Genomic DNA, 21,820 nt, shown 5'->3' with positions numbered 1-21,820 from the left:
TAAATAAACCACAAGCATTCACACCCTATGGCATGCTTCTTGGTTGTTGTACACAGATATTTTTTTCAACAGGCCGTTGACTGCCCGCGGCGGCTATTGCGTGGGGCTTATTTGTATTTTGCCCGGCTTCTGTGGAATAAAAATTAACTTTATACCCCCTTTGGGGTCTTTAATTTTTTATACCTGGCATACTATGAAAATTTCGAAACCCGTTGATGATTTCGTAGTGCGCATGCGCGAACTCCTTACAGGAGACGCCACACCTGAATTTCAGAAAGAAGAGCCCTTCCGGTTAGAGCTGTTCAGCCATGATCAGATGCGGCAGCATGGCGCAACAGTAGCACACGCACACCTGGTAACCCGCGGCCATCCGCCAGACAAAGTATTACCCAGGTTGGACGACAACGAAGTCGTTATTGCAAAAGTATATGACCTGCTCAACGATTCTGCAAATTCCAAACAGCCAGTTGCCCCTGCCAGCGAATGGTTTCTTGATAATTACTACCTGGTTAAAGAGCAGATAGCCCTGGGGCGCACCCATTTACCAAAAGGATATAGCGAAACCCTCCCCATCCTTGCAAAAGGAAGATCGGCCGGGTTTCCGCGTGTTTATGATATAGCACTGGAGCTGATCGCCCACAGCGATGGGCACATCAGCATTGCCACCCTCACCGCGTTTATCGAATCGTACCAGACCGTAACACAATTGACCCTGGGAGAGTTGTGGGCCATACCCATTATGCTGCGCCTGGCTATTATTGAAAATATCCGCCGCATCGCCTCCCGCGTTGCCCTTGACCGTTTGGACAAGAATATGGCGGTTTACTGGGCAGAACAATTACTGGAAACCGCTCAAAAAAAACCACGCGATATTATCATCATTATCGCTGATATGGCACGGTCAAAACTGAAGCTGGACAGTGCTTTTGTGGCGGAATTTATCCGGCGGCTGCAAGGCAGGGGGCAGGGTTTGGCCCTGCCGCTTACCTGGCTGGAAGACCGGCTGGCAGAAACCGGGAGCTCCTCTGTTGAACTTGTCAATATCGAAAACCAGAAGCAGGCCACCGACCAGGTATCCATCCGGAATTCTATCGAAAGTATCCGGCTGATCCGGAGTACTGATTGGCGCAGTTTTGTTGAGGAAGTCAGCATTGTGGAACGGGTATTGGGTACCGATATAGATGGCATTTACAAACAGATGGATTTTGTAACCCGCGACCGCTACCGCCACGTTGTGGAATGGGTGGGCAAAAACAGCAGCCTGCAGGAATACCAGGTAGCACAACTGGCCATTGACCTGGCAAAAGAAAGCGCCCAAAAAGAAGATCCCTCCCGGCAACACCATGTGGGGTATTACCTGGTTGACGAAAAAGGGCAACGTGTACTAATCAAAAAATCGGGCATGCGGATAACGGTAAAACACCGTCTTAAAAACCTGCTGAAGTACAACCGGCTCCTGTCCTACGCCGGCTCTGCCCTGGTGCTTACCCTCCTGCTCAGCATCTGGGCCAGCATCTATGTGCACCAGCAGATACCGGGCATTTACCGCGCCATTGCGTTTGGCCTCGTATCCTTTATTGCATTGAGCCAGGCCATTGTGATCCTTACTAACTGGGCCGCAACGCTGATTGTAAAACCCCGCCCGTTGCCCAAAATGGATTATTCGGAAGGGATCCCCGAATCCGGTTGTACCCTGGTTGCCGTACCCAGCATGCTCTCCGGCGAAAAGGCTATTGAAGAGCTGGCCGATGAACTGGAAGTACGTTACCTCGCCAACCCCGAAGCCTATCTGTATTTTGCGTTGCTGACCGATTTTACCGATGCACCGGAAGAAAAAATGCCTGAAGATGAGGCATTGCTCACCTATGCCGTTAAACGCATTGAGGCGCTGAACCATCGTTACGATAAGGAAAACACGGAGGAAAGCCGGTTCTTCCTGTTTCACCGGCCCCGTAAATGGAATCCCCGTGAAAAAATATGGATGGGCCAGGAGCGTAAACGGGGTAAACTGGCCGAGCTGAACAGCTTCCTGAGAAATACGGGGCAATATGATTTTATGACGATCACCGGCAATACCAATGCCCTAAAACAGGTTCGTTATGTTATTACCCTGGATGCCGACACCCAGCTTCCACGTGAAGCTGCATGGAAGCTTGTGGCCACGATGGCCCACCCGCTCAACAAGCCGGTGCTGAATGCCCCCGAAACCCGTGTAGTAGAAGGCTATGGTATTTTACAACCCCGTACCTCGGTAAGTATTCCCCGTACCAACAGCAGCTATTACGCAAGGATGCACAGCAGCGACTCCGGCCTGGACCCCTACACAAGACTGGTTTCTGATGTGTACCAGGATCTTTTTTCTGAAGGCTCCTTTGTTGGCAAAGGTATCTATGACATCGATGTATTCGAAAAAGTGCTGGGCGATACATTTCCACCCAACCGCATTTTAAGTCATGACCTGCTGGAGGGATCGTATGTACGCTCCGGCCTGCTAACGGATGTGGAGTTGTTTGAAGAGTATCCCGAAACCTACTGGGCCGATATAAGCCGCCGCCATCGCTGGATCCGGGGCGATTGGCAGATTGCCAGCTGGGGCACTCCTTTTGTACCAGGCAGGGAAAACAAACTTCGTAAAAATTTTATATCCAGTCTCTCCCGTTGGAAAATCTGGGACAATATCCGCCGAAGTCTGGTAGCCCCGGCCATGGTTGCTTTTTTAGCTATGGGCTGGGCCCTGCTGCCGGATGCCTGGCTATGGACCTTATTATTTTTGGCAACATGGCTGCTGCCGCTGGTAGCAACCACGCTCTGGCAGTTATTTCATAAGCCTGAAAGCATGCACTGGCGGGCACATATTTCCGAAGCAAAGGATCATGTGCTTTCGGGTCTTACCCATATCTTGCTTGGGATTATTTGTCTTCCCTTTGAAGCCGTCAAAAACCTTGATGCTATCTTTCGTGCCAACTGGCGCATGCTCATCTCTCACCGGCGGCTGCTGCAATGGACCCCTTCCGGCGCATCCGGCGGTAGCAAACAAAAAAATCTCATCCAGGCATACCTGTATATGTGGCCATCGGTGCTCCTTCCCGTGGGCGTTATCGCTTTGCTGATTGCAACCAACTCCTCCGCCCTATGGCTGGCAGCGCCTTTGCTGGCGGCATGGGCACTGGCTCCGGTGATAGCCTGGCGTTTTAGTATTCCCTCGTATAAAAAAATAGTTGCGCTTTCTTCAAAGAACATCGATACGCTTCACTTTTACGCCCGTAAAACCTGGGCTTATTTTGAAGATTTTGTTACCCGGGGTGATAATTGGCTGCCGCCGGACAATTACCAGGAGCACCCGGTTGAAGTGCTGGCCCACCGCACATCTCCAACCAATATCGGCCTTGCACTGCTTTCCAACCTGGCGGCTTACGATTTTGGTTACCTCTCTGTTAACAAGCTGGCGGAGCGGACACGTAACACTTTTGAAACACTGGCGGCACTGGAGCGCTACAAAGGACATTTTTATAACTGGTATGATACCGTGTCGCTGGTACCCCTGCATCCCAAATATGTTTCTACCGTTGACAGCGGAAACTTTATTACCGGCATGGTTCTGCTGGGAGAAGGGCTTGATGAGATCCGGCAGGAAAAATTATTTAAGGAGCAGCATGCAAATGGCCTCCTGGATACTTTTTCTGTAATCAAACGCCTTATTGGTAAAAAGGTGGAGCAGGCCGGCGTGCCCGATAAAATCATCAACGGGCTTAAAGCCGGGTATCCCCTTACGCTGCAAGAACTTTTATTTCAGCTAATTACGCTCCGGGACCAAACCGAAGCTCTTAAAAACAGCCCCGGTATTTCCCAAAACACAGAAGCATTAAACTGGATAGGGCGGCTGGACCTTCAGTTAACAGACCTGCTCAGCTGTATCCGCATGTTTTGCCCATGGGCAGCCCATCTTCCGGTACCGGACCGGTTTGCCCGGCTGCAGGTACTCCATGAAATCCCCTCGCTCAATAACATACTGGAATTACAGCGGGTGTTGCCCGCACATATAAACGAATACCTGGGTGAAGCAAGCGACCATGACGAAAAAGAATTACTGACCCTCCTGCAAAAAAGCCTCGAAACAGGAGCATCCGCTGCCACCAGCCTTTTAGCAGGCGTTGAAAAAATGAAACAGCGATGCGCAGACTTTGCCACGGCAGATTATGAATTCCTGTATAATAAATCGCAAAATCTTTTTCATATTGGCTACAATGTAAGTGAGGACGTTGCAGATAAAAGTTATTATGACATGTTGGCTTCAGAAGCCCGCATCGGTATCTATACGGCCATTGCACAGGGTAAGATTCCACAGGCTGCATGGTTTACCCTGGGCCGTTTGGTAACCAACCTGGGCAATAACCCCGTGTTGCTTTCCTGGAGCGGGTCCATGTTTGAATACCTGATGCCGCAACTGCTGATGCCCGTTTATGAAAATACCCTGCTGGAGCGCAGCACGAAGGGCGCCGTTAAGAACCAGATCTATTACGGAAATAAGAACAATGTTCCCTGGGGCATTTCGGAATCGGGTTATAACCTGGTAGACACTGGTTTGAATTATCAATACCAATCCTTTGGCATTCCCGGACTTGGCTTAAAAAGGGGCCTGGCCAATGACCTTGTTATTGCGCCCTATGCCACCATGATGGCCCTGATGGTAGCGCCCGAAGAGGCGTTGGACAATCTTAAAACCCTGTCTTCAAAAGGATTTGAAGGCCGCTATGGTTTTTATGAAGCCATCGACTATACCCCCTCCCGTATGCCAAGAGGGCAATCTTACGCCATCATCAAATCCTTTATGGTGCACCACCAGGGCATGAGCTTTCTTTCGCTGGCCTACCTGCTGCTGAACCGGAAGATGCACGACCGGTTTGCACGGGATCCGCAATTTCAGTCGGCCCTCCTGCTGCTCCAGGAAAAAGCGCCGCGTTCCACTAATTTTTATGAGCATACAGAGGATGAAAGCGCCCGGCAAACCGTGTCTCATGAATCACATATGCGGGTGCTCAGCACTCCCAACACGTCCATACCCGAGGTACAGCTACTTTCTAATGGCCGTTATTCCCTGGCCATCACCAACAGCGGGGGTGGCTATAGCCGTTGGAAGGGCGTGGCGCTCAACCGCTGGCGGGAAGATACCATTAAAGACGATTGGGGCCTGTTTTGTTATATAAAGGATCTGAGCACCGGTCACTTCTGGTCCAACACCTACCAGCCTACATTAAGAAAAAGCAAGTCCTATGAAACCATCTTTTCGCAGGGGCACGTGGTATTTCGCCGGGTAGATGACGGGTTTGAAACTAAAACGGATGTGGTTATTTCTCCCGAGGACGACGTGGAGATCCGCCGCATCCGCATCACCAACCGGTCTGCCTCGTCAAAAACCATCGAAGTAACCAGCTTTGGCGAAGTGGTCCTTACGGATCAGGGAGCGGATGAAGCGCACCCGGCTTTCAGCAATTTATTTGTACAAACGGAAATTGACACGGATACAGATGCTATCCTTTGTTCGCGAAGACCCAGGGCCCGGCAGGAAACCCCGCCCTGGATGTTTCATACCCTTATTTTGCAGGGGGGCAATAGCGAGTCGGTGTCCTACGAAACCGACCGGATGCGGTTCATCGGCCGCGGCCGGTCCATAGCAACCCCTGCCGCCCTGCAGCAGGACGGCCCGCTTTCCGGTACAGAGGGTTCTGTGCTGGACCCGGTAATGGCCATCCGGCACCGGATCGTACTAAGGGCACGGCAAACCATAACACTCGACCTTGTCGTTGGCATTGGGGAATCAGAGGCCATTTGCAAATCCCTGCTCGTCAAATACCGGGATCGTTATATCAAAAACCGGGTGTTTGAGCTGGCCTGGACCCATAGCCAGGTTCTGTTACGCCAGATCAACGCCACGGAAGTTGAAGCACAGCTCTTCAATGCCATTGCAGGTTCTATTATCTATGCCAATAACAGCTTTCGGGCAGCACCATCGGTGATCGAAAGCAATCTGAAAGGGCAATCGGGCCTGTGGAGTTATGCCATTTCGGGCGACCTGCCCATTGTGCTGGTGCGGGTAAAAGACAGCAATAATATCGACCTCGTTAAACAATTGATTAAAGCACATTCCTATTGGTCGCTGAAAGCATTGCGGGTAGACCTTGTTATCTGGAACGATGATTTTGGCTCCTACCGGCAGGTGTTCCACGACCAGGTGATTGGTTTTATTACCGCAACCAGCGGAGGCGTACTGGATCAGCCGGGAGGTATTTTTGTGAGAGCCGGTGACCAGATATCCAATGAAGACCGCATCCTGTTCCAGACCGTTGCCCGGGTTATTTTTGATGATGATAAAGGCAGCCTGTCGGAACAGGTGCTGAAAAAGAAAGCGGCTAAGGGGCTGCCCGAACTACTCCCCGTACAAACGTCCGCGTTTAAAATGCTGCCGGAGCACAGGGTTGTATTGCCGGATTATCTCCGGTTCAACAATGAAACGGGAGGCTTTACCCAGGATGGAAAAGAATATATTCAGATCACAGATCAGCAAAAAAAGTCGCCCGTTCCCTGGTGCAATATCATTGCCAATAACGAAATCGGATCGATGCTCTCCGAAAGCGGATCGGCCTACACCTGGGTAGACAATGCCCAGGCCTTCCGCCTTACCCCCTGGCAGAACGACCCGGTATCGGACAAATGTGGCGAAGCATGGTATATCCGCGATGAGGTAACCGGCAGCTATTGGTCGCCCACCCCGCTGCCCGCCCCCGGTAAAAACGCCTATATTACCCGGCACGGATTCGGTTATTCCGTTTATGAGCACATCCACCAGGGTATTGCTTCTGAGCTATGGGTATATGTGGATAAAGACCTGCCTGTAAAATACATGGTGCTAAAGCTGCACAACCTTACCAGCCAGAACCGTAATCTTTCTGTAACCGGCTACGTGGAATGGGTACTGGGCGATTTGGTACACAAAAACAAAATGTTTGTTGTAGTGGACAAGGATCCGCAAACAAATGTGCTTTTTGCCAGGAACCGCTATAATACCGCGTTTACTGAAAAGACCGCATTTTTCGATACGGATGCCAGCGAAAAAACATTTACCTGCGACCGCAGTGAGTTTATCGGGAGAAACGGCAGCCTCCGCAACCCCGAGGCCTTGTTAAGAAAACACTTATCCGGAAGAGCCGGGGCCGGCCTTGACCCCTGCACCGCCTTGCAGGTGCTGGTGCAGTTGGCGCCCGATGAGGAAAAGGAACTCGTGTTCCGCTTAGGCGCCGGTAAGAACGAACAGGAAACAAGGGAATTGGTAACGGCCATAAAAGGCCGCGCTTATGCCCATGAGGCCCGCCTGAAAGTTCATGATCAATGGAACCATATACTGGGTGCCGTTTTGATAAACACTCCGGATGATGCTATGAACATTATGACCAATGGCTGGTGGCTGTACCAGGCGCTGGCCTGCCGGGTATGGGGGCGCAGCGGTTTTTACCAGTCCGGGGGCGCCTTTGGCTTCCGGGATCAACTGCAGGATGTGCTGGCCCTCATGCATACCACCCCCGAAATTACAAGGGCCCAACTGCTACTGGCAGCCTCAAGGCAATTTAAGGAAGGCGATGTCCAGCACTGGTGGCATCCACCTACCGGGCGCGGGGTACGCACCACCTGCTCCGATGATTATCTATGGCTGCCCTATGTTACCTCCCGCTACCTGGTTACCACCGGCGACAAAGAAGTGCTGAATGAATATGTTTCCTTTATTGACGGGCGCCCCCTGCAGCCTGATGAAGAATCCTATTACGACCTGCCGGTATTCCTGAATCATTGGGAAACCCTTTACAATCACTGTAAGCACGCCATCCATTATGGGTTAAAATTCGGACAACACGGATTGCCCCTGATCGGGTCCGGCGACTGGAACGATGGTATGGATAAAGTAGGGGAGCATGGCAAAGGCGAAAGCGTTTGGCTGGCCTTTTTCCTCTATGATGTGCTTACGCATTTTGCCACCATCGCCGCAGACTATGGCGACAAGGACTTTGCAACATTGTGCCACACAGAAAGTGAAAAATTAAAAGATCATATCCATCAGCATGCCTGGGATGGGGCATGGTACCGCCGCGCTTATTTTGATGATGGCACACCGTTGGGCTCCGCCACTAATGAAGAATGCAGGATCGACTCCATTTCACAAAGCTGGTCGTTGCTTTCGGGTGGCGGAGATCCCGAACGGAGCCTGCAGGGCATGGAGGCATTAAACGAACAGCTGATCGATCGAAAAAATAAAATCATCAAGTTACTCACACCACCCTTCGACAAATCGGACCTATACCCCGGCTACATCAAAGGATATGTGCCCGGCGTACGGGAAAACGGCGGGCAATATACCCATGCAGCCATCTGGACCATTATGGCTTTTGCCGCACTGAAAGATAAAGAGCGGGTCTGGGAGCTGTTTTCCATGGTAAACCCCGTTAATCATACCAGCACGGCGCAGGACGTAGAAAAATACAAGGCAGAACCCTATGTAATGGCAGCAGATATTTACGGAGCGCCGCCCCACGAAGGCCGCGGCGGGTGGACCTGGTACACCGGCTCTGCAGGCTGGACCTACCAGCTGGCAATCGGTTCCATACTTGGCATTCACAGGGAAGGCAATCGCCTTTACCTGGATCCCTGTATTCCCGATGCGTGGCCCGGGTACGAGGTGCGATACCGTTTTGGCAATACCTACTATTATTTACAGGTTAAAAACGAAAAAAAAGCGGGCGGAATCCGCTACAGCGAAAACGGAAAGACCTTTAGCGATCCGTTTATCACACTACAGGATGATGGCAACGAGCACCATATAGACGTACTGTTATAACCACGAATAAAGTATTTTCGCACGGTATACAAATACTGAATTCGTTCGTATGAAAAAAATATGCTTACTAACTATTGGTATTGCCATCATCAATACCCTTACTGCAACGATTGCCGCACAAACCATCATCCCTGTCGAAACCAGGAATGTAGCCATCGTACTGCAAACAGATAAAAACAACCATCTTAAAATCATCCATACCGGCAAAGCCCTGCAAACTTCCGATGAATATGCTGCTGCCGGCCGGATGTACCGTCTTACAGGCGATGGCGGCAGCTCCAATAACAGCGCCTTTGCGGTAGCGGGTATTGATAATAATTTTTCGGAACCCGCTATAGCCGTGGTTCATACAGACGGTAATAACTCACTCGATCTCCGCTATGAGAACAAAACCGTTACCAGTGAAGGCGGCGCCACACTCACGAAGATCACCCTAAAGGATGCAGTATATCCCTTTTATGTGGATCTTTTTTTCAAAGCCTGGAAGGATGAAGACGTTATTGAACAATGGAGCGTGATCCGGCATGCGGAAAAAGGAGCTGTCACGCTCAATAAATACGCCTCTGCCAATCTTTATTTCTACAACAGGGACTATTACCTCACCAGCTATAACGGCAACTGGGCAAAAGAAATGCAGCCGGAACAAACGCAACTAAAACAGGGCATGCATACCATCCAATCCCGGCTGGGGACCCGCGAAAACCTCATCGGCTCACCCAATTTTATGCTGGCGCTGGATGCACCGGCCACAGAAACCAGCGGTACCGTTATGCTGGGCCAGATCGCCTGGAACGGCAATTATTCCATACAGTTTGAAACCGACATCAATAAAAAAATGCACCTGGTAGCAGGCATCAACCCCTACCAGTCGGCCTACGACCTCAAACCCAATACGCCGTTTGAAACGCCCCGGTTCACCTATACCCTGTCTTTTACCGGCACCGGTACCGGAAGCCGTAACCTGCAGGCATGGTTGCGCAACCACCAGTTGCTGGATGGCAAAGGCCAGCGGCTTACCCTGCTGAACAACTGGGAAGCTACCTATTTTGATTTTGACCAGGAAAAACTGGTGGGCCTCTTTAAAGGCGCTAAAGACCTGGGGGTAGATCTCTTCCTGCTGGATGACGGCTGGTTTGGCAACAAATACCCGAGGAACGGGGATAAGGCCGGACTGGGCGACTGGCAGGAGAATAAAAAGAAGCTGCCCGATGGCCTTCCGTACCTGGTGAACGAAGCCGGCAAACAAGGCATCAAATTCGGCATCTGGATCGAGCCGGAAATGGTCAACCCTAAAAGCGAACTATATGAAAAACACCTGGATTGGGTGCTGCGCGAGCCGCAACGCCCGGAGATCTACTACCGAAACCAGCTGGTACTGGATCTTACAAACCCGCAGGTACAGGATTTTGTATTTGGCGTGGTAGATGGCCTGTTTAAAAAGAACCCGGCCCTGGCCTTTATAAAATGGGATTGCAACGCGCCCATCTTTAACGGACACTCCCAATACCTGGAAAAGAACAAGATTCCGCAATCGAATCTATATGTGGAGTACACCCGCGGACTGGAAAAAGTACTACAGCGCATTCGCACCAAATACCCCACCGTACCCATGATGCTTTGCTCCGGCGGCGGTGGCCGATCGGATTACAGCTCCCTGAAATATTTTACCGAGTTCTGGCTCAGCGATGATACCGACCCGCTGGAACGGGTGTTTATTCAATGGAACTATTCCTACTATTACCCGGCTATTGCTATGTGCAACCATGTAACCGACTGGGGCAGGCAACCCCTGAAATACAAGGTGGATGTGGCTTCCATGGGTAAGCTCGGGTTCGACATCCGCGCCAATGAGCTTAAGCCCGAAGACCGCGCTTTTTGCCAGCAGGCGGTTAAGAACTACAATGCTTTTAAAGACATTGTATGGCACGGCGACCTGTACCGGCTGGCCAATCCTTATGAACAGGACCTGGCTTCATTGATGTTTGTTAACAAAGAACGGGATAGAGCCATTATGTTCAACTATCTTACAAATGCCAGGTATATCAGCCAAGCCGCTGTGAATCCCATTAAGCTCCAGGGCCTTGATCCTGCCAGAAAATACCGGATCAAAGAGCTCAATCTCTATGATAAGCAGAAAACAACGCTGGATGAAAGCAAAACCTACAGCGGTGATTTCCTGATGACCATCGGGTTTAATCCCAATGTAACATCAGGCCGCTCCAGCGTGGTACTGAGTATTGAGGCGTTGTAGTCAGCCCTTCGCTGTGAGCAATCAGCCGTTGCCTTTTACCTGATTGCTCACAGTCAAAAGTTCCATTACCGTAAAAACCCTATAAAAAAACGTGCTTTTACGCTTGGATAAGCCTGCTGGTGATGGGAACTTTATACCAGAAAAAAACAAAAGCATTATGTCTCCTAAACATCAATTTTCGTTAAAGCACAAAAAAAATGGATACCTCCAATTTTTAGGCGGCTTTTTTATCTGCGGTACAGTAGCTACGGTCGTATTGTTTATCTATGTTTTACTCGACCTGCTCCGTTAGTATCACCCGCGCAGCCTTCCCGATAATTTTGAAGAAACAGACCCCGGTTTTTCTACGCTCCGTTCCCCGGTTTTTTTTGCTATTTTCGGCAGGAATACCAAACCTTCAAAATAATGAAACGAAGCCTGTTGCCGCTTTTAGCGTTGCTCTTTTATGTTACCACTTTGCCGGCCCAGGAAAGCAGCAGCTATCAAAAGCCCCCCGCTCTCATAGAAAAGCTGCTCCTTGCCACCTTTAATCCCGGTGTCAGCTTTAACGACGATGGCTCCTGGATGATATTCATGCAGCGCAGTACCGGCCCTACTGTAGAAGACCTGGCACAGCCGGAGCTCAGGATCGCCGGGCTGCGCATCAACCCAGCCAATTTTAGCCCCAGCAGGGGCAGCTACTATACCGGGCTCACGCTAAAAAACCTGAGCACCAGCAAAGAGGTTGCCATCAGCGGGCTGCCGGAGCCATTAAGAGCTTCCTCCGTTTCCTGGAACCGCGCCGGCAATAAACTGGCCTTCCTGCAGGAAACACGGACAGCAATCGATCTTTACGTGGTGGACACGAAGACGGCACAGGCCGTTAAAATAAACCGTACGCCGCTCAACACCGCTACAGGCCACGATTTTAGCTGGTGGGACAATGACCAGCTGCTCTATCAGGCAACTACAGCCGCTCCCTCAGCCCTGCCTCAAAAGCCAGCTGCACCGGACGGACCGGTCATCCAGCAGAACCTGGGCAAAGTGGCAGCCTCCCGCACCTACCAGGACCTCATCAAAAATAAATACGATGAAACCCTGTTCCGCTTTTTTGCAACAGCGCAGCCCATGCTCAACAACAATGGTGTAGAAACCCCTATTGGCAAGCCGGACCTGTATGCCGCTATCCAGCTTTCGCCCGACAAAAATTATTTGCTGGTAGAACGCCTTACGGGCGACCTTTCCTACCTGGTGCCTTATTATGGTTTTGCATCTACTATTGAAATATGGAATGCCAAAGGCAACCTGGTAAAAACCATCGCAAAGATCCCCTCATCCGAACTGGCCCCCAGTGGCTTTGATAACGTACTGAACGCCCCGCGCGGTCATAACTGGATCGCCACCCAACCCGCCACCCTGGGCTGGATCGAGCCGCTGGACAGTGGCTTTATCAAACACGATGTGCCCAATCACGACCAGTATGTAACCCTCAAGGCGCCATTTACCGATGCCCCGCAAACTGTGGTGGCCACACCCATGCGCATGTACAATGTCAGCTTCGTCAATAAAGATATGGCGCTGGTAACCCAGGGCTCTTCTGCAAAACAAAAACGCATCTGGCAACGGCTGGATCTGCCAACCAAAACACTCACTACGCTCGACGACCGCAGTACCAATGATGCGTATAATGACCCGGGTGCACCCTTCACCATAAGAAACGAATACGGGCGGCTGGTACCGCTCATCTACCAGAAAACAAAATTCATCATGAGCGGACAGGGGGCTTCACCCAAAGGCGATTATCCCTTTGTGGGTACTTTCGATTTTACTTCCTTAAAAAAACAAAAGCTATGGCAGGCAAAAGATCCATACTATGAAGTACCGGTTAAATTGTTGCCGCAGCAAAAAGGCCTATCCCTTGTAACCAGCCGTCAAAGTAATACCCAGCCACCCAATTATTTTATTACTACCGGCAAAAAAGAAACACCGCTCACCAACTTCCCCGACCCACAGCCGGAGCTGCGCGATCTTAAAAAAGAAAAAATCACTTATACCCGCAGGGATGGCATCCAGCTTACCGCCAATGTATATGTGTCAAAAAACTACGATCCCGCAAAAGATGGCAAACTCCCGGTAATCATTGTAGCCTACCCGCGGGAGTATAAACAGGCCTCCGATGCCGCCCAGGTGCGCGGCAGTAAGAACACTTTTACACAGATCAACTACGGAAGTTTTGTATTCTTTGCGCTGGAAGGCTATGCGGTTATGGACAATACCGAGTTTCCCATTGTGGGCGAGGGCAGCAACTACCCCAACGATAATTTTGTGGAGCAGCTGGAGTGGAACGCCAAAGCAGCCATTAACAAAATCGCCTCCATGGGCATCGGAGACAGCACACGGGTAGCTGTTGCAGGTCATAGCTATGGTGCATTTATGACGGCCAACCTCCTGGCCCATACCAGCCTGTTTAAGGCAGGCATCGCGCGCAGCGGAGCCTATAACAGAACCCTTACCCCCTTTGGATTTCAGAACGAAGAGCGTACTTACTGGCAGGCTCCGCAGGTGTACAACCGCATGAGCCCCTTCAGCTATGCCGATAAAATAAAAACACCCCTCTTACTTATTCACGGCGAGGCGGACAACAACCCGGGTACCTTCCCGGTTCAAAGCGAACGGCTCTTCAATGCCATTAAGGGCCATGGCGGCATCGTGCGCTTTGTGCAGCTTCCTTTTGAATCGCATGGTTATGCGGCCAGGGAAAACCGGCTGCACCTGCTTTGGGAGGAATATCAATGGCTGGAAAAATATGTGAAAAAAGGGCAATGATTTTTTGGGGCTGTCAGCTGCAATGCAGGAGGCATCAGCAGCTCCGGCCGCTGCGGGCTACGGCCCTGCTTTGCATGGGCTGCCCCTCCGCGCCCGGCAGCCCATCAGCTATAAACAACGCCTGGTCATAAATTCCCCGGTAGCTGCAACGGTTCCGTGAAAATCTGTGTAGTTGGTGAACAAGATATTGGATATCTGTGTGCTAATGCAACAACATTGACTCCCGATCCCCCACAATATACTTCCGGATGATATAATCGGTTACGGGTTTTAACCGCAGCCGCGGGTCAACCGGATGGTAGCCGCCTCCGGTGTAAAACTCAATGGCGCCATTTATTTTTAAATACCATACCCTTCCTTTTGCATTTTTTGTGATCGTATCCGGACGGGTTATTTTTCTAAAGTGTTTAAGTTTTTCCGGATCCAGGGCTACAATTAAAGTATCGCCCCGTTTTTGATTGCAAGGCACCTGCCGGTAGCAATCGCCCGTCCAGTACATGCAGGCTTCCATGCCCAACCTCATGGGTATGGGTGCTTCTTTAGTTTTTACGAGCCAATAAATAGCGATGCCCGCCAAGGCCGCCACAATAACGGCGCCTGCCGGTTTAAGATTAAAGCGGGGTTTGGCTGCCACCGGTTTTGGCGGCTCCGGGCTTTCAGCAGTATCCTGTTCTTTTACCGCCACGGCCAGCCCTGCTTCTACGGGCGTCGTTGGCGGATCTTCCGCTTCTGTACCATCATTCCCGTTCCTTTCCGTAAGTTCAACCCCCTTTTGTTCCTGCACATCCGTATCATACCGCCGCCCTATTTGAAAGGGCCGGAGCTCAAAATCAATCAGCCAGGCCAGCAGCTCCACATTTTTGTGATCCGTACCTGCCGTTTTCCCCTTTATAAAATTCAACAGGGGTTTTAGCCGGTCGGGATCGCATCTTTCAATCTTCTTCAAAACCACCGCAGGATCGTCCCCCTCTCCAAAAAAAAGATTCAATGCTCCGCCGTCCCTCCGGGAGTATCTTCTCGTACAAACCTCAATACATTCCTCTTTGAGACGGCTGGTAGTGGGCTGACTCAGTCTTAAGGTGAGCTGGTTTGCAGCCCGCTTCTTCTCATAATCCCGCAAAACAAGTTTGGTGTAATCCGGAAACATTTTCAACAATTATCCGGTAAAACTACTGGATTTCGGGGAATTCCTGGAATTCCGGATGAATGTCCGGAATTATTGGAATTGTTTGTTAACCAGCCTCTTACATCAATCTACCTTCATCCCCGAAACCAGCGGCCTTCTCCTTTGCTAAGAGACAAAACTGGTTTTACGAAGCAGCAAAAGCGGCGGCAGATAACCGGTTTGGGAAGCGTTTACCGGCTTCCGCGATTCTGTTTCAAACCCCTTCCCAACGTGTAAGAAGCGCTTCTTACCGCATTTCATCAGCTGCTCCGGAGGATTGAAACCCGGATGCAGATTCATTAAAAATTTTAAAAAATATTATTATGATTTCATTCATGATCGCAGTTTTCATGTCTATATGGCCTGGCCACGCGGATACCATGCCGGCAAAAAATACGGGGCCGGTACTTACCTACACCACCAACATCAGCCTGGGAGATTCCACCGATATCGGCGGAGAAAAGGGACATGTTCCCCCCCGGCCATAGCAGGTGGTTATACCTCGGCTGGGATAAATTAGTGTTTTTTTATAGCCAGCCCATTCGCCCCTTTTATGCAGAACAACAGGATAGCATATATCCCTTGTTCAGTACAATAGGGCTGCTCCTCATAAGGCAAGCGTTTGGCTTGCCTTATTTTATTAATTTTATGCGTCTGTTCCATTCGCATGACAAAGTCAAATAACGATTTTAGCCAGCTATTACTACTGTTGCTGTTCCTGGCCCTGGCTGCCAGCTGTAACTCCTTGCGCAAAGAGCGCCCGTTGCCTTCATCCGCGGATTATGAAAAGGGGAAGTCCTTTTATGGCAAAAAAAACGATTCGGCTTTCTATTATTTTAACAAAGTAACGGCCAGCCCCGGCGATAGCCTCCTGGTTGCAAAAGCATATACCTACCAGGCAATAATCCAGTCCGGCGCCGGCGATCCCTTTGGTTGCCAGGAAAGTCTGCTGCAGGCACTGAAATTTCTGGATGAAAAAAAGAACAGCAACTGGCAAACCCTTTCTTCCGTTTACAATGAACTGGGGTACAGCAGCGCCGATCTGAGAAATTTTGATGCGGCCATCGGCTATTATGATCATGCATTAAAACTCAGCAATCATAGCTTCCGGGCAGTGATCCTCAACAATAAAGCACTTGCCTTCCAGCGACAGCAACGGTATAGCCAGGCCCTTGCCATCTACCGCTCCATCCTCTATAAAAGCCAGAACAACAAAATTGAATATGCCCGCATTCTGTCCAATATTGCCCGGCTAAAGTGGTTACAGGATTCCAGTTACCCGGCGGCAGCGGAACTATTAACCGCTATGCAGATCCGCAAAGCCGGGGGCGATGATACGGGGTTAAATGCAAGCTATGCCCATCTCTCAGACTATTACGCCCGACTGCATTCCGACTCTGCATTGATCTACGCTGATGAAATGCTTGGCATTGCGCAAAAAATCAATAGCCCGGGCGATGAGCTGCAGGCGCTTACAAGGCTTATGGTGCTGGGATCAGCGACTGCGGTAAAAAAATACTTTCTCCGCTTCCAGTTCCTTAACGACAGCATTCAAACAGCCCGCAACAATGCCAAAAACCAGTTTATCCTTATCCGCTACGAAGCAGAAAAAAACAAGGCCGAGAATCTTATTTTACAGAAAGAGAACATCGAAAAAAAAACCCGGATCATTCAGCTTTGGGCCATAATAAGCGGTGTCATTCTTTTCACCCTGGTTTTTTTCATCTGGTATAGAAAGAAGAAACAGCGGACAATTCAAGAACAGCGGCTGAAAACATCAAAAAAAGTTCATGACATTGTGGCCAACGGCATTTACAACCTGATGTCAAAAATAGAGCACGATAAGACGGGCGGTAAAGAGTCCTTATTAAACGAAATGGCGGATCTGTATGAACAATCACGCAACATCTCTTATGAATCTCCCGAAACCACTACGGTTCCGTTTCACGAGTCCATCGTTGCCTTATTATCCTCCTTCAGCGCTCCGGATATACGGGTTTCCATTGTAGGCCATTCAAAAGAACTATGGGATCGTATAACGCCAAAGGCCAAAAAAGAATTGAGGCATGTCTTGCAGGAATTGATGATCAATATGAAAAAGCATAGCCGGGCCGGAAATGTTGTGGTCCGGTTTGAGCAACAGCAAACACAGCTAAGGATCCGGTATACCGATGACGGCATCGGCATACCGCCGGGCTTCACCTATGGGAACGGGCTAAAGAATACGGAAAACCGTATCAAGAGTATCGGCGGGCGTCTTATTTTTGACACCTCAGTTACCCAAGGGCTGAAACTGGAACTATGTCTTCCACTGACCTGAATAAAAATGATTAAAAAAGTACTCATCGCCGAAGATTATGAAAGCGTGAACCTTTCGCTACAGAAAACCCTTGAATCTTTCGGGATTCATGATCCTGACTACGTATACTATTGCGATGACGCACTGATACGCCTTCAGAAAGCATTGCAGGTCCGTCAGTCGTACGACCTGCTGATCACCGACCTGCATTTTGAAGAAGATCATCGCAAACAAAAGATCACCGATGGTGAAGCCTTGATTGCCGCAGCACGGAAAATACAGCCCGACCTGAAGATCCTTGTCTTTTCAGCAACGGGCAGGCCTTCCACTATTGAAGCGCTTTTTGGTCAACAGGACATCGATGGCTATGTGTACAAAGGGCGAAACGATACCAAAGAGCTAAAGCAGGCGATCGATGCCATTTCAGAAAATCGCCGTCACCTTCCACGCCAGTTTGTACAGGAGGTGAAACAAAGGAATGCCTATGAGTTTTCTAACTTCGACATAGAGATCTTATCCTTAATGACAAAGGGAATGCGGCAACAGGAGATTTCGGAGTTCCTCAAAAAAAACAATATCCGGCCCTCTGCGCTTAGCACCATCGAAAAACGCCTGAATTCCATAAAAGAGGCCCTCCATTTTACTACCAATGAGCAGCTGATTGCACATTGCGTAAAAATGGGGATCGTTTAAGTCCCTGGTTAAAATAATTATTGCTTTACGGTTTCCCGTAAAAAACATCCGACCCCCGATCGTATTTTTGAGTGGCAATCAAACAGCATCGATTGGGGGCGCAGCCAAAATTATCTGCTTATGAGTTTTACGGACGCAATCAACCCGTTTGGTGATCGGATTAAAAAAACCGGATAAGTGCGATTTATTTTTATACCCTTATTGATCATGAGCAGTTCCGGCTGCACTTCACCAACTGTATATATCTGCAGCAGCAAAACCTCCATAAGATATCATTACAGGGAAAACTGCCGGGGGTTAAGCAATTGCAACTATCATATTATAAAAATAACGCTGGATAGTGCCCAAAGAAGTGAGCGAACACTTTGCAAGTGGGAGCGGTGAACCTCTTTCTCGATGCTAAAATCAGTGTTGATTATCTATTTCATTTACCCCGCATCATCCTCTTTCAAATGCCTGTAAATACCAATCAGTGAAAGAATGCAAACCGCTATCATACATAGCGAAAGAGATACCAGCAAAAACGAAATGACCCCATCTAAAAATGCCGGCCCGGCCTGCCCGCCCGCAATGGGCATCATTTTGCCAAAACCGGTAATGGCTGCAATGATCACAGCCGCAAGATTGGCAAAGGTCCCATACACCGCCAACCAAAAGGTTATGGCAAGTGCTCTTTTTGAAAGCCGGACCCGTTTCCAGATCAATCCGAGGACCATTAAAAAGATCCCGTTCATCACTCCTTCCAAATGCGCAGAAAGCGCCATACGAGGGTTAGCTGTTTGATGCACAAAGAGCCCGATAATAAGTCCTAATAAAAACAATAGTAACCCCAAAAACAGGAGTTTGCCGGATTGTTTTGGCGAAGCATGACGTTCCATTTGTGATCAGGTTTTGGACAATGTGAATTTACACATTTTTCTTTTATACTGAGCCCCGATAAATCGGGGGATAAAAAGAGCGTGATCCCATCCTGTTAACATTCACAAATTTATCCCTGTCAACCTGTATATATATCCTGTTCCGTTGCGCTACTTTCTTTTATTGATCCTTCCTTTAAAGCAGCTTACCCCATCCATAAAGGCTTCCAATACAATTCTACCGGCCGGCATATGGGTAAGGTCATAGCTGAACAGGGCATTTTTTATGCCTTTATACTCATGCTTTTGCCAAACCACGCCATCAACGGTAATCACCACTTTCATATCACTCAGCTTGTTAGACACCACACTCAGCTGCGTTTGATCAACTACAGAGCGGGGGTAAAGAGAGAACGCATGTTTTGCCTGGGTAGTATCCGGCACAAAGCCCGGCACCGCTTTAAAGCTCAACATTTCACCATTGCCGCAATCGCTCTCAAAAGCATGAATCAGGTTTCCCTTCATATCAAACAGGCGCAGGTAACCATCGCCGTTCCGGGGCTCCGCCCAAAACTCCAGTCCATCACCCGCAGTATCCGTAAGATATAAGGAATATTTACCCTCGGCAAGACGAAGGGTATCTGTATAAACCGTTCTTGGCTCCAGTTGCGCCGGCGTTTTTTGAAAAAGGGTGTCCGGTTTATTGTTAAGCAGGTATACCCCGTTATCCTTCGGCTTGTTATTGGTAAGCAGTTGCACTACAAATTCCGAAGGCAGTTTTACCGGGGCAGTAAAGGTTGCCTGCAATGCATTATCACCAACCCAGGCATCTTTTTTCCCATTGGGATTTTCAAGTACTACACTAAAGGTATTAAGGCCGTCTTTTTCCCGGATCTCGCCAGGCAGTATTATTTCTTCTGTTTTATTAAATGAAAGATAGCCCTTCCAGCGAAAGGTCTTTTTTTCAAAGCCATCCGTTCCGTACACAACAGTGAGCGACCGCAGCGGATCGGCTCCCAGGTTTCGGATGGAGATCCGCGGATTGAAACTTGCCGGGTTCAGCCGGAAAAAACGCTGCTCATCGCTGGGAACCATAATGGCTTCCACCGCCGCATCCGTTTTTTGACGGGGCGCGGAATACTGGAACAGGTATGCCGAAATATTTTCCACTGCCTGTATATTGCCGGTGGCCGTATAGGGTTCCATTTGCAGCGCCGCTTCATGCCGGCCGGGTTTTGTAAATACATCAATCACATCAGGCTCCTGCAGATCACCCGGGCACCAGTAGGCACGGTCATAAACCCAGGTACCTCCCTGGGGATACAATGGGTTACCGCCGCAATCCTTCCACATATTGCGATGATCAATTATATTCCCATCCAGCTTCAAATCCCGCCACCGGCTGCAAAACTCGCTGCATCCACGCGGGCGATCCATCCCATGCCCCGTATGCTGGATACGGATGCGGTTAATAGCGGAACCTGCTGCCGATGTATAGCTAACCGAAAGCAGGCTGTCTTCGATCTTCGCTTTTGGATCGCCATATTTATACCCCTTGTTCCAGAGCGGTACCATACCCAGCGGTGTTACAACCGGGGGACCGGATACAATTTCAAAATCAATGGTCAGGGCCCAGCCCACGGTATTGCCTTCGTAACCGGAATGCGTGTATACAATCTCCACGCTATCGCGCAGCCAGGGCGAGAAGTCGGTAACATCAACCTGCCACTGCCAGCTCCAGCCTTTATTATAGATGCTTCCATAGGGAGTAAGCATTCTGCCCAGCTCATAATTCAGTTCCGTACCCTTCGCTCCTCCTTTCCTGCGCAACGTAATATGATCGAGGTAATCCCAATGTGCAGTCAGCAAATTATCCGGACTTCCCAACGTAAGATGCATGGTTATTTTACGTACAGGCGCATTTTCCTTAGGAAATACGCCCCAGGCAGGATACGCTTTTTCCCCTTTGGACGGATCACAGATAACCGTTGTGCGGTTATGGGTGATGACATGATGCACTACAGGTTTTTGTGCCCGGGTTATCAGCGCAGTTGTAAGCAGCAGCAGGAATAAGATCGATTTTAACTTCATAAACTGGTAGAATAACGATTTTATAGTCAGAACCGAAGGTAGAATAATTCAGCAATTTTTTACCGGTTAAATCCAATCAGACAATAAATACATGACCATTTTTTGTATATTTATAGTGTTCTAACCTATCAATTATGAGCACTAATAACCGCCGGTCCATTCGCCTGAAAGGATATGATTACGCACAGGCAGGATTGTATTTTATTACCATCTGCACACAAGACAGGATCCATTTGTTTGGCCAGATTATTCAACAACAAATGGTATTAAACACGGCGGGGCAAATCGCCGCAGATTGTTGGCAGGCCATACCCGAACATTTTCCACAAACAACATTGCACGAATGGGTGGTAATGCCCAATCATATCCATGGTATTATTGAAATAACCGCAGGGGCAAATCAACATTCGCCCGATATTGGGGTGAAAAACATTTCGCCCGGAATCGGGGCGAATCAACGTTCGCCCGATATTGGGGTGAATATTGATTCACCCCAACGGGTTACCCCATTTCGTTCACCATCACAAACCATTGGTTCCATCGTCCGCGGATTCAAAATCGGCGTTACCAAATGGTTTCACAGTCCGGAAAATGATTTTACACCCAACATCAGGGTATGGCAACGCGATTATTATGATCACATCATCCGCAGCAACGCAGCATATCAGCGCATTGCGCAATATATTATTTCCAATCCTGCGAATTGGAAAGAGGACCGGTTTAGCCATTAATTGGCGCAAATATCCAATTTCCCGCATTTTGCATTACTTTACGGCCC

11 protein-coding genes are annotated in these 21,820 nt (G+C 49.4%); 8 read left to right on the top strand and 3 right to left on the bottom strand.

Features of this window, described 5'->3' with window-relative positions; genetic code table 11:
• Positions 1 to 193: 193 nt before the first annotated feature.
• From GGU45_RS07700 to GGU45_RS07685, 4 genes are all read left to right on the top strand, one after another.
• On the top strand, positions 194 to 8,881 hold the full coding sequence (locus GGU45_RS07700) for a glycoside hydrolase family 94 protein (RefSeq protein WP_435223519.1): 8,688 nt from the start codon (positions 194 to 196) through the stop codon (positions 8,879 to 8,881).
• Between the two features lie 49 nt (positions 8,882 to 8,930).
• The gene (locus tag GGU45_RS07695; RefSeq protein ID WP_435223517.1) at positions 8,931 to 11,132 is read left to right on the top strand and encodes an alpha-galactosidase; all 2,202 of its coding nucleotides are present in this window, start codon (positions 8,931 to 8,933) and stop codon (positions 11,130 to 11,132) included.
• 405 nt (positions 11,133 to 11,537) lie between these two features.
• Entirely contained in the window at positions 11,538 to 13,937 is a 2,400-nt protein-coding gene (locus GGU45_RS07690) for a S9 family peptidase (protein ID WP_435223515.1), read from the top strand.
• A gap of 4 nt (positions 13,938 to 13,941) precedes the next feature.
• The gene (locus GGU45_RS07685; protein ID WP_435223514.1) at positions 13,942 to 14,097 is read left to right on the top strand and encodes a hypothetical protein; all 156 of its coding nucleotides are present in this window, start codon (positions 13,942 to 13,944) and stop codon (positions 14,095 to 14,097) included.
• Between the two features lie 42 nt (positions 14,098 to 14,139).
• Here GGU45_RS07685 and GGU45_RS07680 read toward each other — a convergent pair whose 3' ends face one another.
• Positions 14,140 to 15,084 (bottom strand): hypothetical protein, encoded by a 945-nt coding sequence (locus GGU45_RS07680; RefSeq protein WP_435223513.1) that lies wholly within the window; start codon positions 15,082 to 15,084, stop codon positions 14,140 to 14,142.
• 341 nt (positions 15,085 to 15,425) lie between these two features.
• Here GGU45_RS07680 and GGU45_RS07675 point away from each other — a divergent pair, with 341 nt between their 5' ends.
• From GGU45_RS07675 to GGU45_RS07665, 3 genes are all read left to right on the top strand, one after another.
• On the top strand, positions 15,426 to 15,590 hold the full coding sequence (locus GGU45_RS07675) for a hypothetical protein (RefSeq protein WP_435223511.1): 165 nt from the start codon (positions 15,426 to 15,428) through the stop codon (positions 15,588 to 15,590).
• Between the two features lie 179 nt (positions 15,591 to 15,769).
• Positions 15,770 to 17,422 (top strand): tetratricopeptide repeat-containing sensor histidine kinase, encoded by a 1,653-nt coding sequence (locus tag GGU45_RS07670; RefSeq protein ID WP_435223509.1) that lies wholly within the window; start codon positions 15,770 to 15,772, stop codon positions 17,420 to 17,422.
• A 6-nt stretch (positions 17,423 to 17,428) separates the two neighbouring features.
• Positions 17,429 to 18,094: a response regulator gene (locus tag GGU45_RS07665; RefSeq protein ID WP_435223508.1), complete on the top strand. Its 666-nt coding sequence runs from the start codon at positions 17,429 to 17,431 to the stop codon at positions 18,092 to 18,094.
• 428 nt (positions 18,095 to 18,522) lie between these two features.
• Here GGU45_RS07665 and GGU45_RS07660 read toward each other — a convergent pair whose 3' ends face one another.
• The gene (locus tag GGU45_RS07660) at positions 18,523 to 18,972 is read right to left on the bottom strand and encodes a styrene oxide isomerase (protein WP_435223506.1); all 450 of its coding nucleotides are present in this window, start codon (positions 18,970 to 18,972) and stop codon (positions 18,523 to 18,525) included.
• A gap of 150 nt (positions 18,973 to 19,122) precedes the next feature.
• Positions 19,123 to 21,042 carry a peptide-N-glycosidase F-related protein gene (locus tag GGU45_RS07655; protein ID WP_435223505.1) on the bottom strand — a complete coding sequence of 640 codons (1,920 nt, stop codon included), beginning with the start codon at positions 21,040 to 21,042 and terminating at the stop codon, positions 19,123 to 19,125.
• Positions 21,043 to 21,176: 134 nt separating this feature from the next.
• Between GGU45_RS07655 and GGU45_RS07650 the strand changes: the two genes are divergently transcribed.
• Positions 21,177 to 21,773: a transposase gene (locus GGU45_RS07650; RefSeq protein ID WP_435223503.1), complete on the top strand. Its 597-nt coding sequence runs from the start codon at positions 21,177 to 21,179 to the stop codon at positions 21,771 to 21,773.
• The last annotated feature ends 47 nt before the right edge of the window (positions 21,774 to 21,820 follow it).

It is taken from the genome of Niabella hirudinis (assembly GCF_051201075.1).
GTDB lineage: Bacteria > Bacteroidota > Bacteroidia > Chitinophagales > Chitinophagaceae > Niabella > Niabella hirudinis.
The sequence above is the reverse complement of the archived record's forward strand: the minus strand, read 5'-3'. Positions and strand labels throughout refer to the sequence as shown.

Excerpts from the sequence above, each read along its gene's own strand:
- GGU45_RS07690 (WP_435223515.1), top strand. The coding sequence starts at position 11,538 with ATGAAACGAAGCCTGTTGCCGCTTTTAGCGTTGCTCTTTTATGTTACC.
- GGU45_RS07700 (WP_435223519.1), top strand. The coding sequence starts at position 194 with ATGAAAATTTCGAAACCCGTTGATGATTTCGTAGTGCGCATGCGCGAA.
- GGU45_RS07655 (WP_435223505.1), bottom strand. The coding sequence starts at position 21,042 with ATGAAGTTAAAATCGATCTTATTCCTGCTGCTGCTTACAACTGCGCTG.
- GGU45_RS07670 (WP_435223509.1), top strand. The coding sequence starts at position 15,770 with ATGACAAAGTCAAATAACGATTTTAGCCAGCTATTACTACTGTTGCTG.
- GGU45_RS07660 (WP_435223506.1), bottom strand. The coding sequence starts at position 18,972 with ATGGAACGTCATGCTTCGCCAAAACAATCCGGCAAACTCCTGTTTTTG.
- GGU45_RS07650 (WP_435223503.1), top strand. The coding sequence starts at position 21,177 with ATGAGCACTAATAACCGCCGGTCCATTCGCCTGAAAGGATATGATTAC.
- GGU45_RS07695 (WP_435223517.1), top strand. The coding sequence starts at position 8,931 with ATGAAAAAAATATGCTTACTAACTATTGGTATTGCCATCATCAATACC.
- GGU45_RS07680 (WP_435223513.1), bottom strand. The coding sequence starts at position 15,084 with ATGTTTCCGGATTACACCAAACTTGTTTTGCGGGATTATGAGAAGAAG.
- GGU45_RS07665 (WP_435223508.1), top strand. The coding sequence starts at position 17,429 with ATGATTAAAAAAGTACTCATCGCCGAAGATTATGAAAGCGTGAACCTT.
- GGU45_RS07675 (WP_435223511.1), top strand. The coding sequence starts at position 15,426 with ATGATTTCATTCATGATCGCAGTTTTCATGTCTATATGGCCTGGCCAC.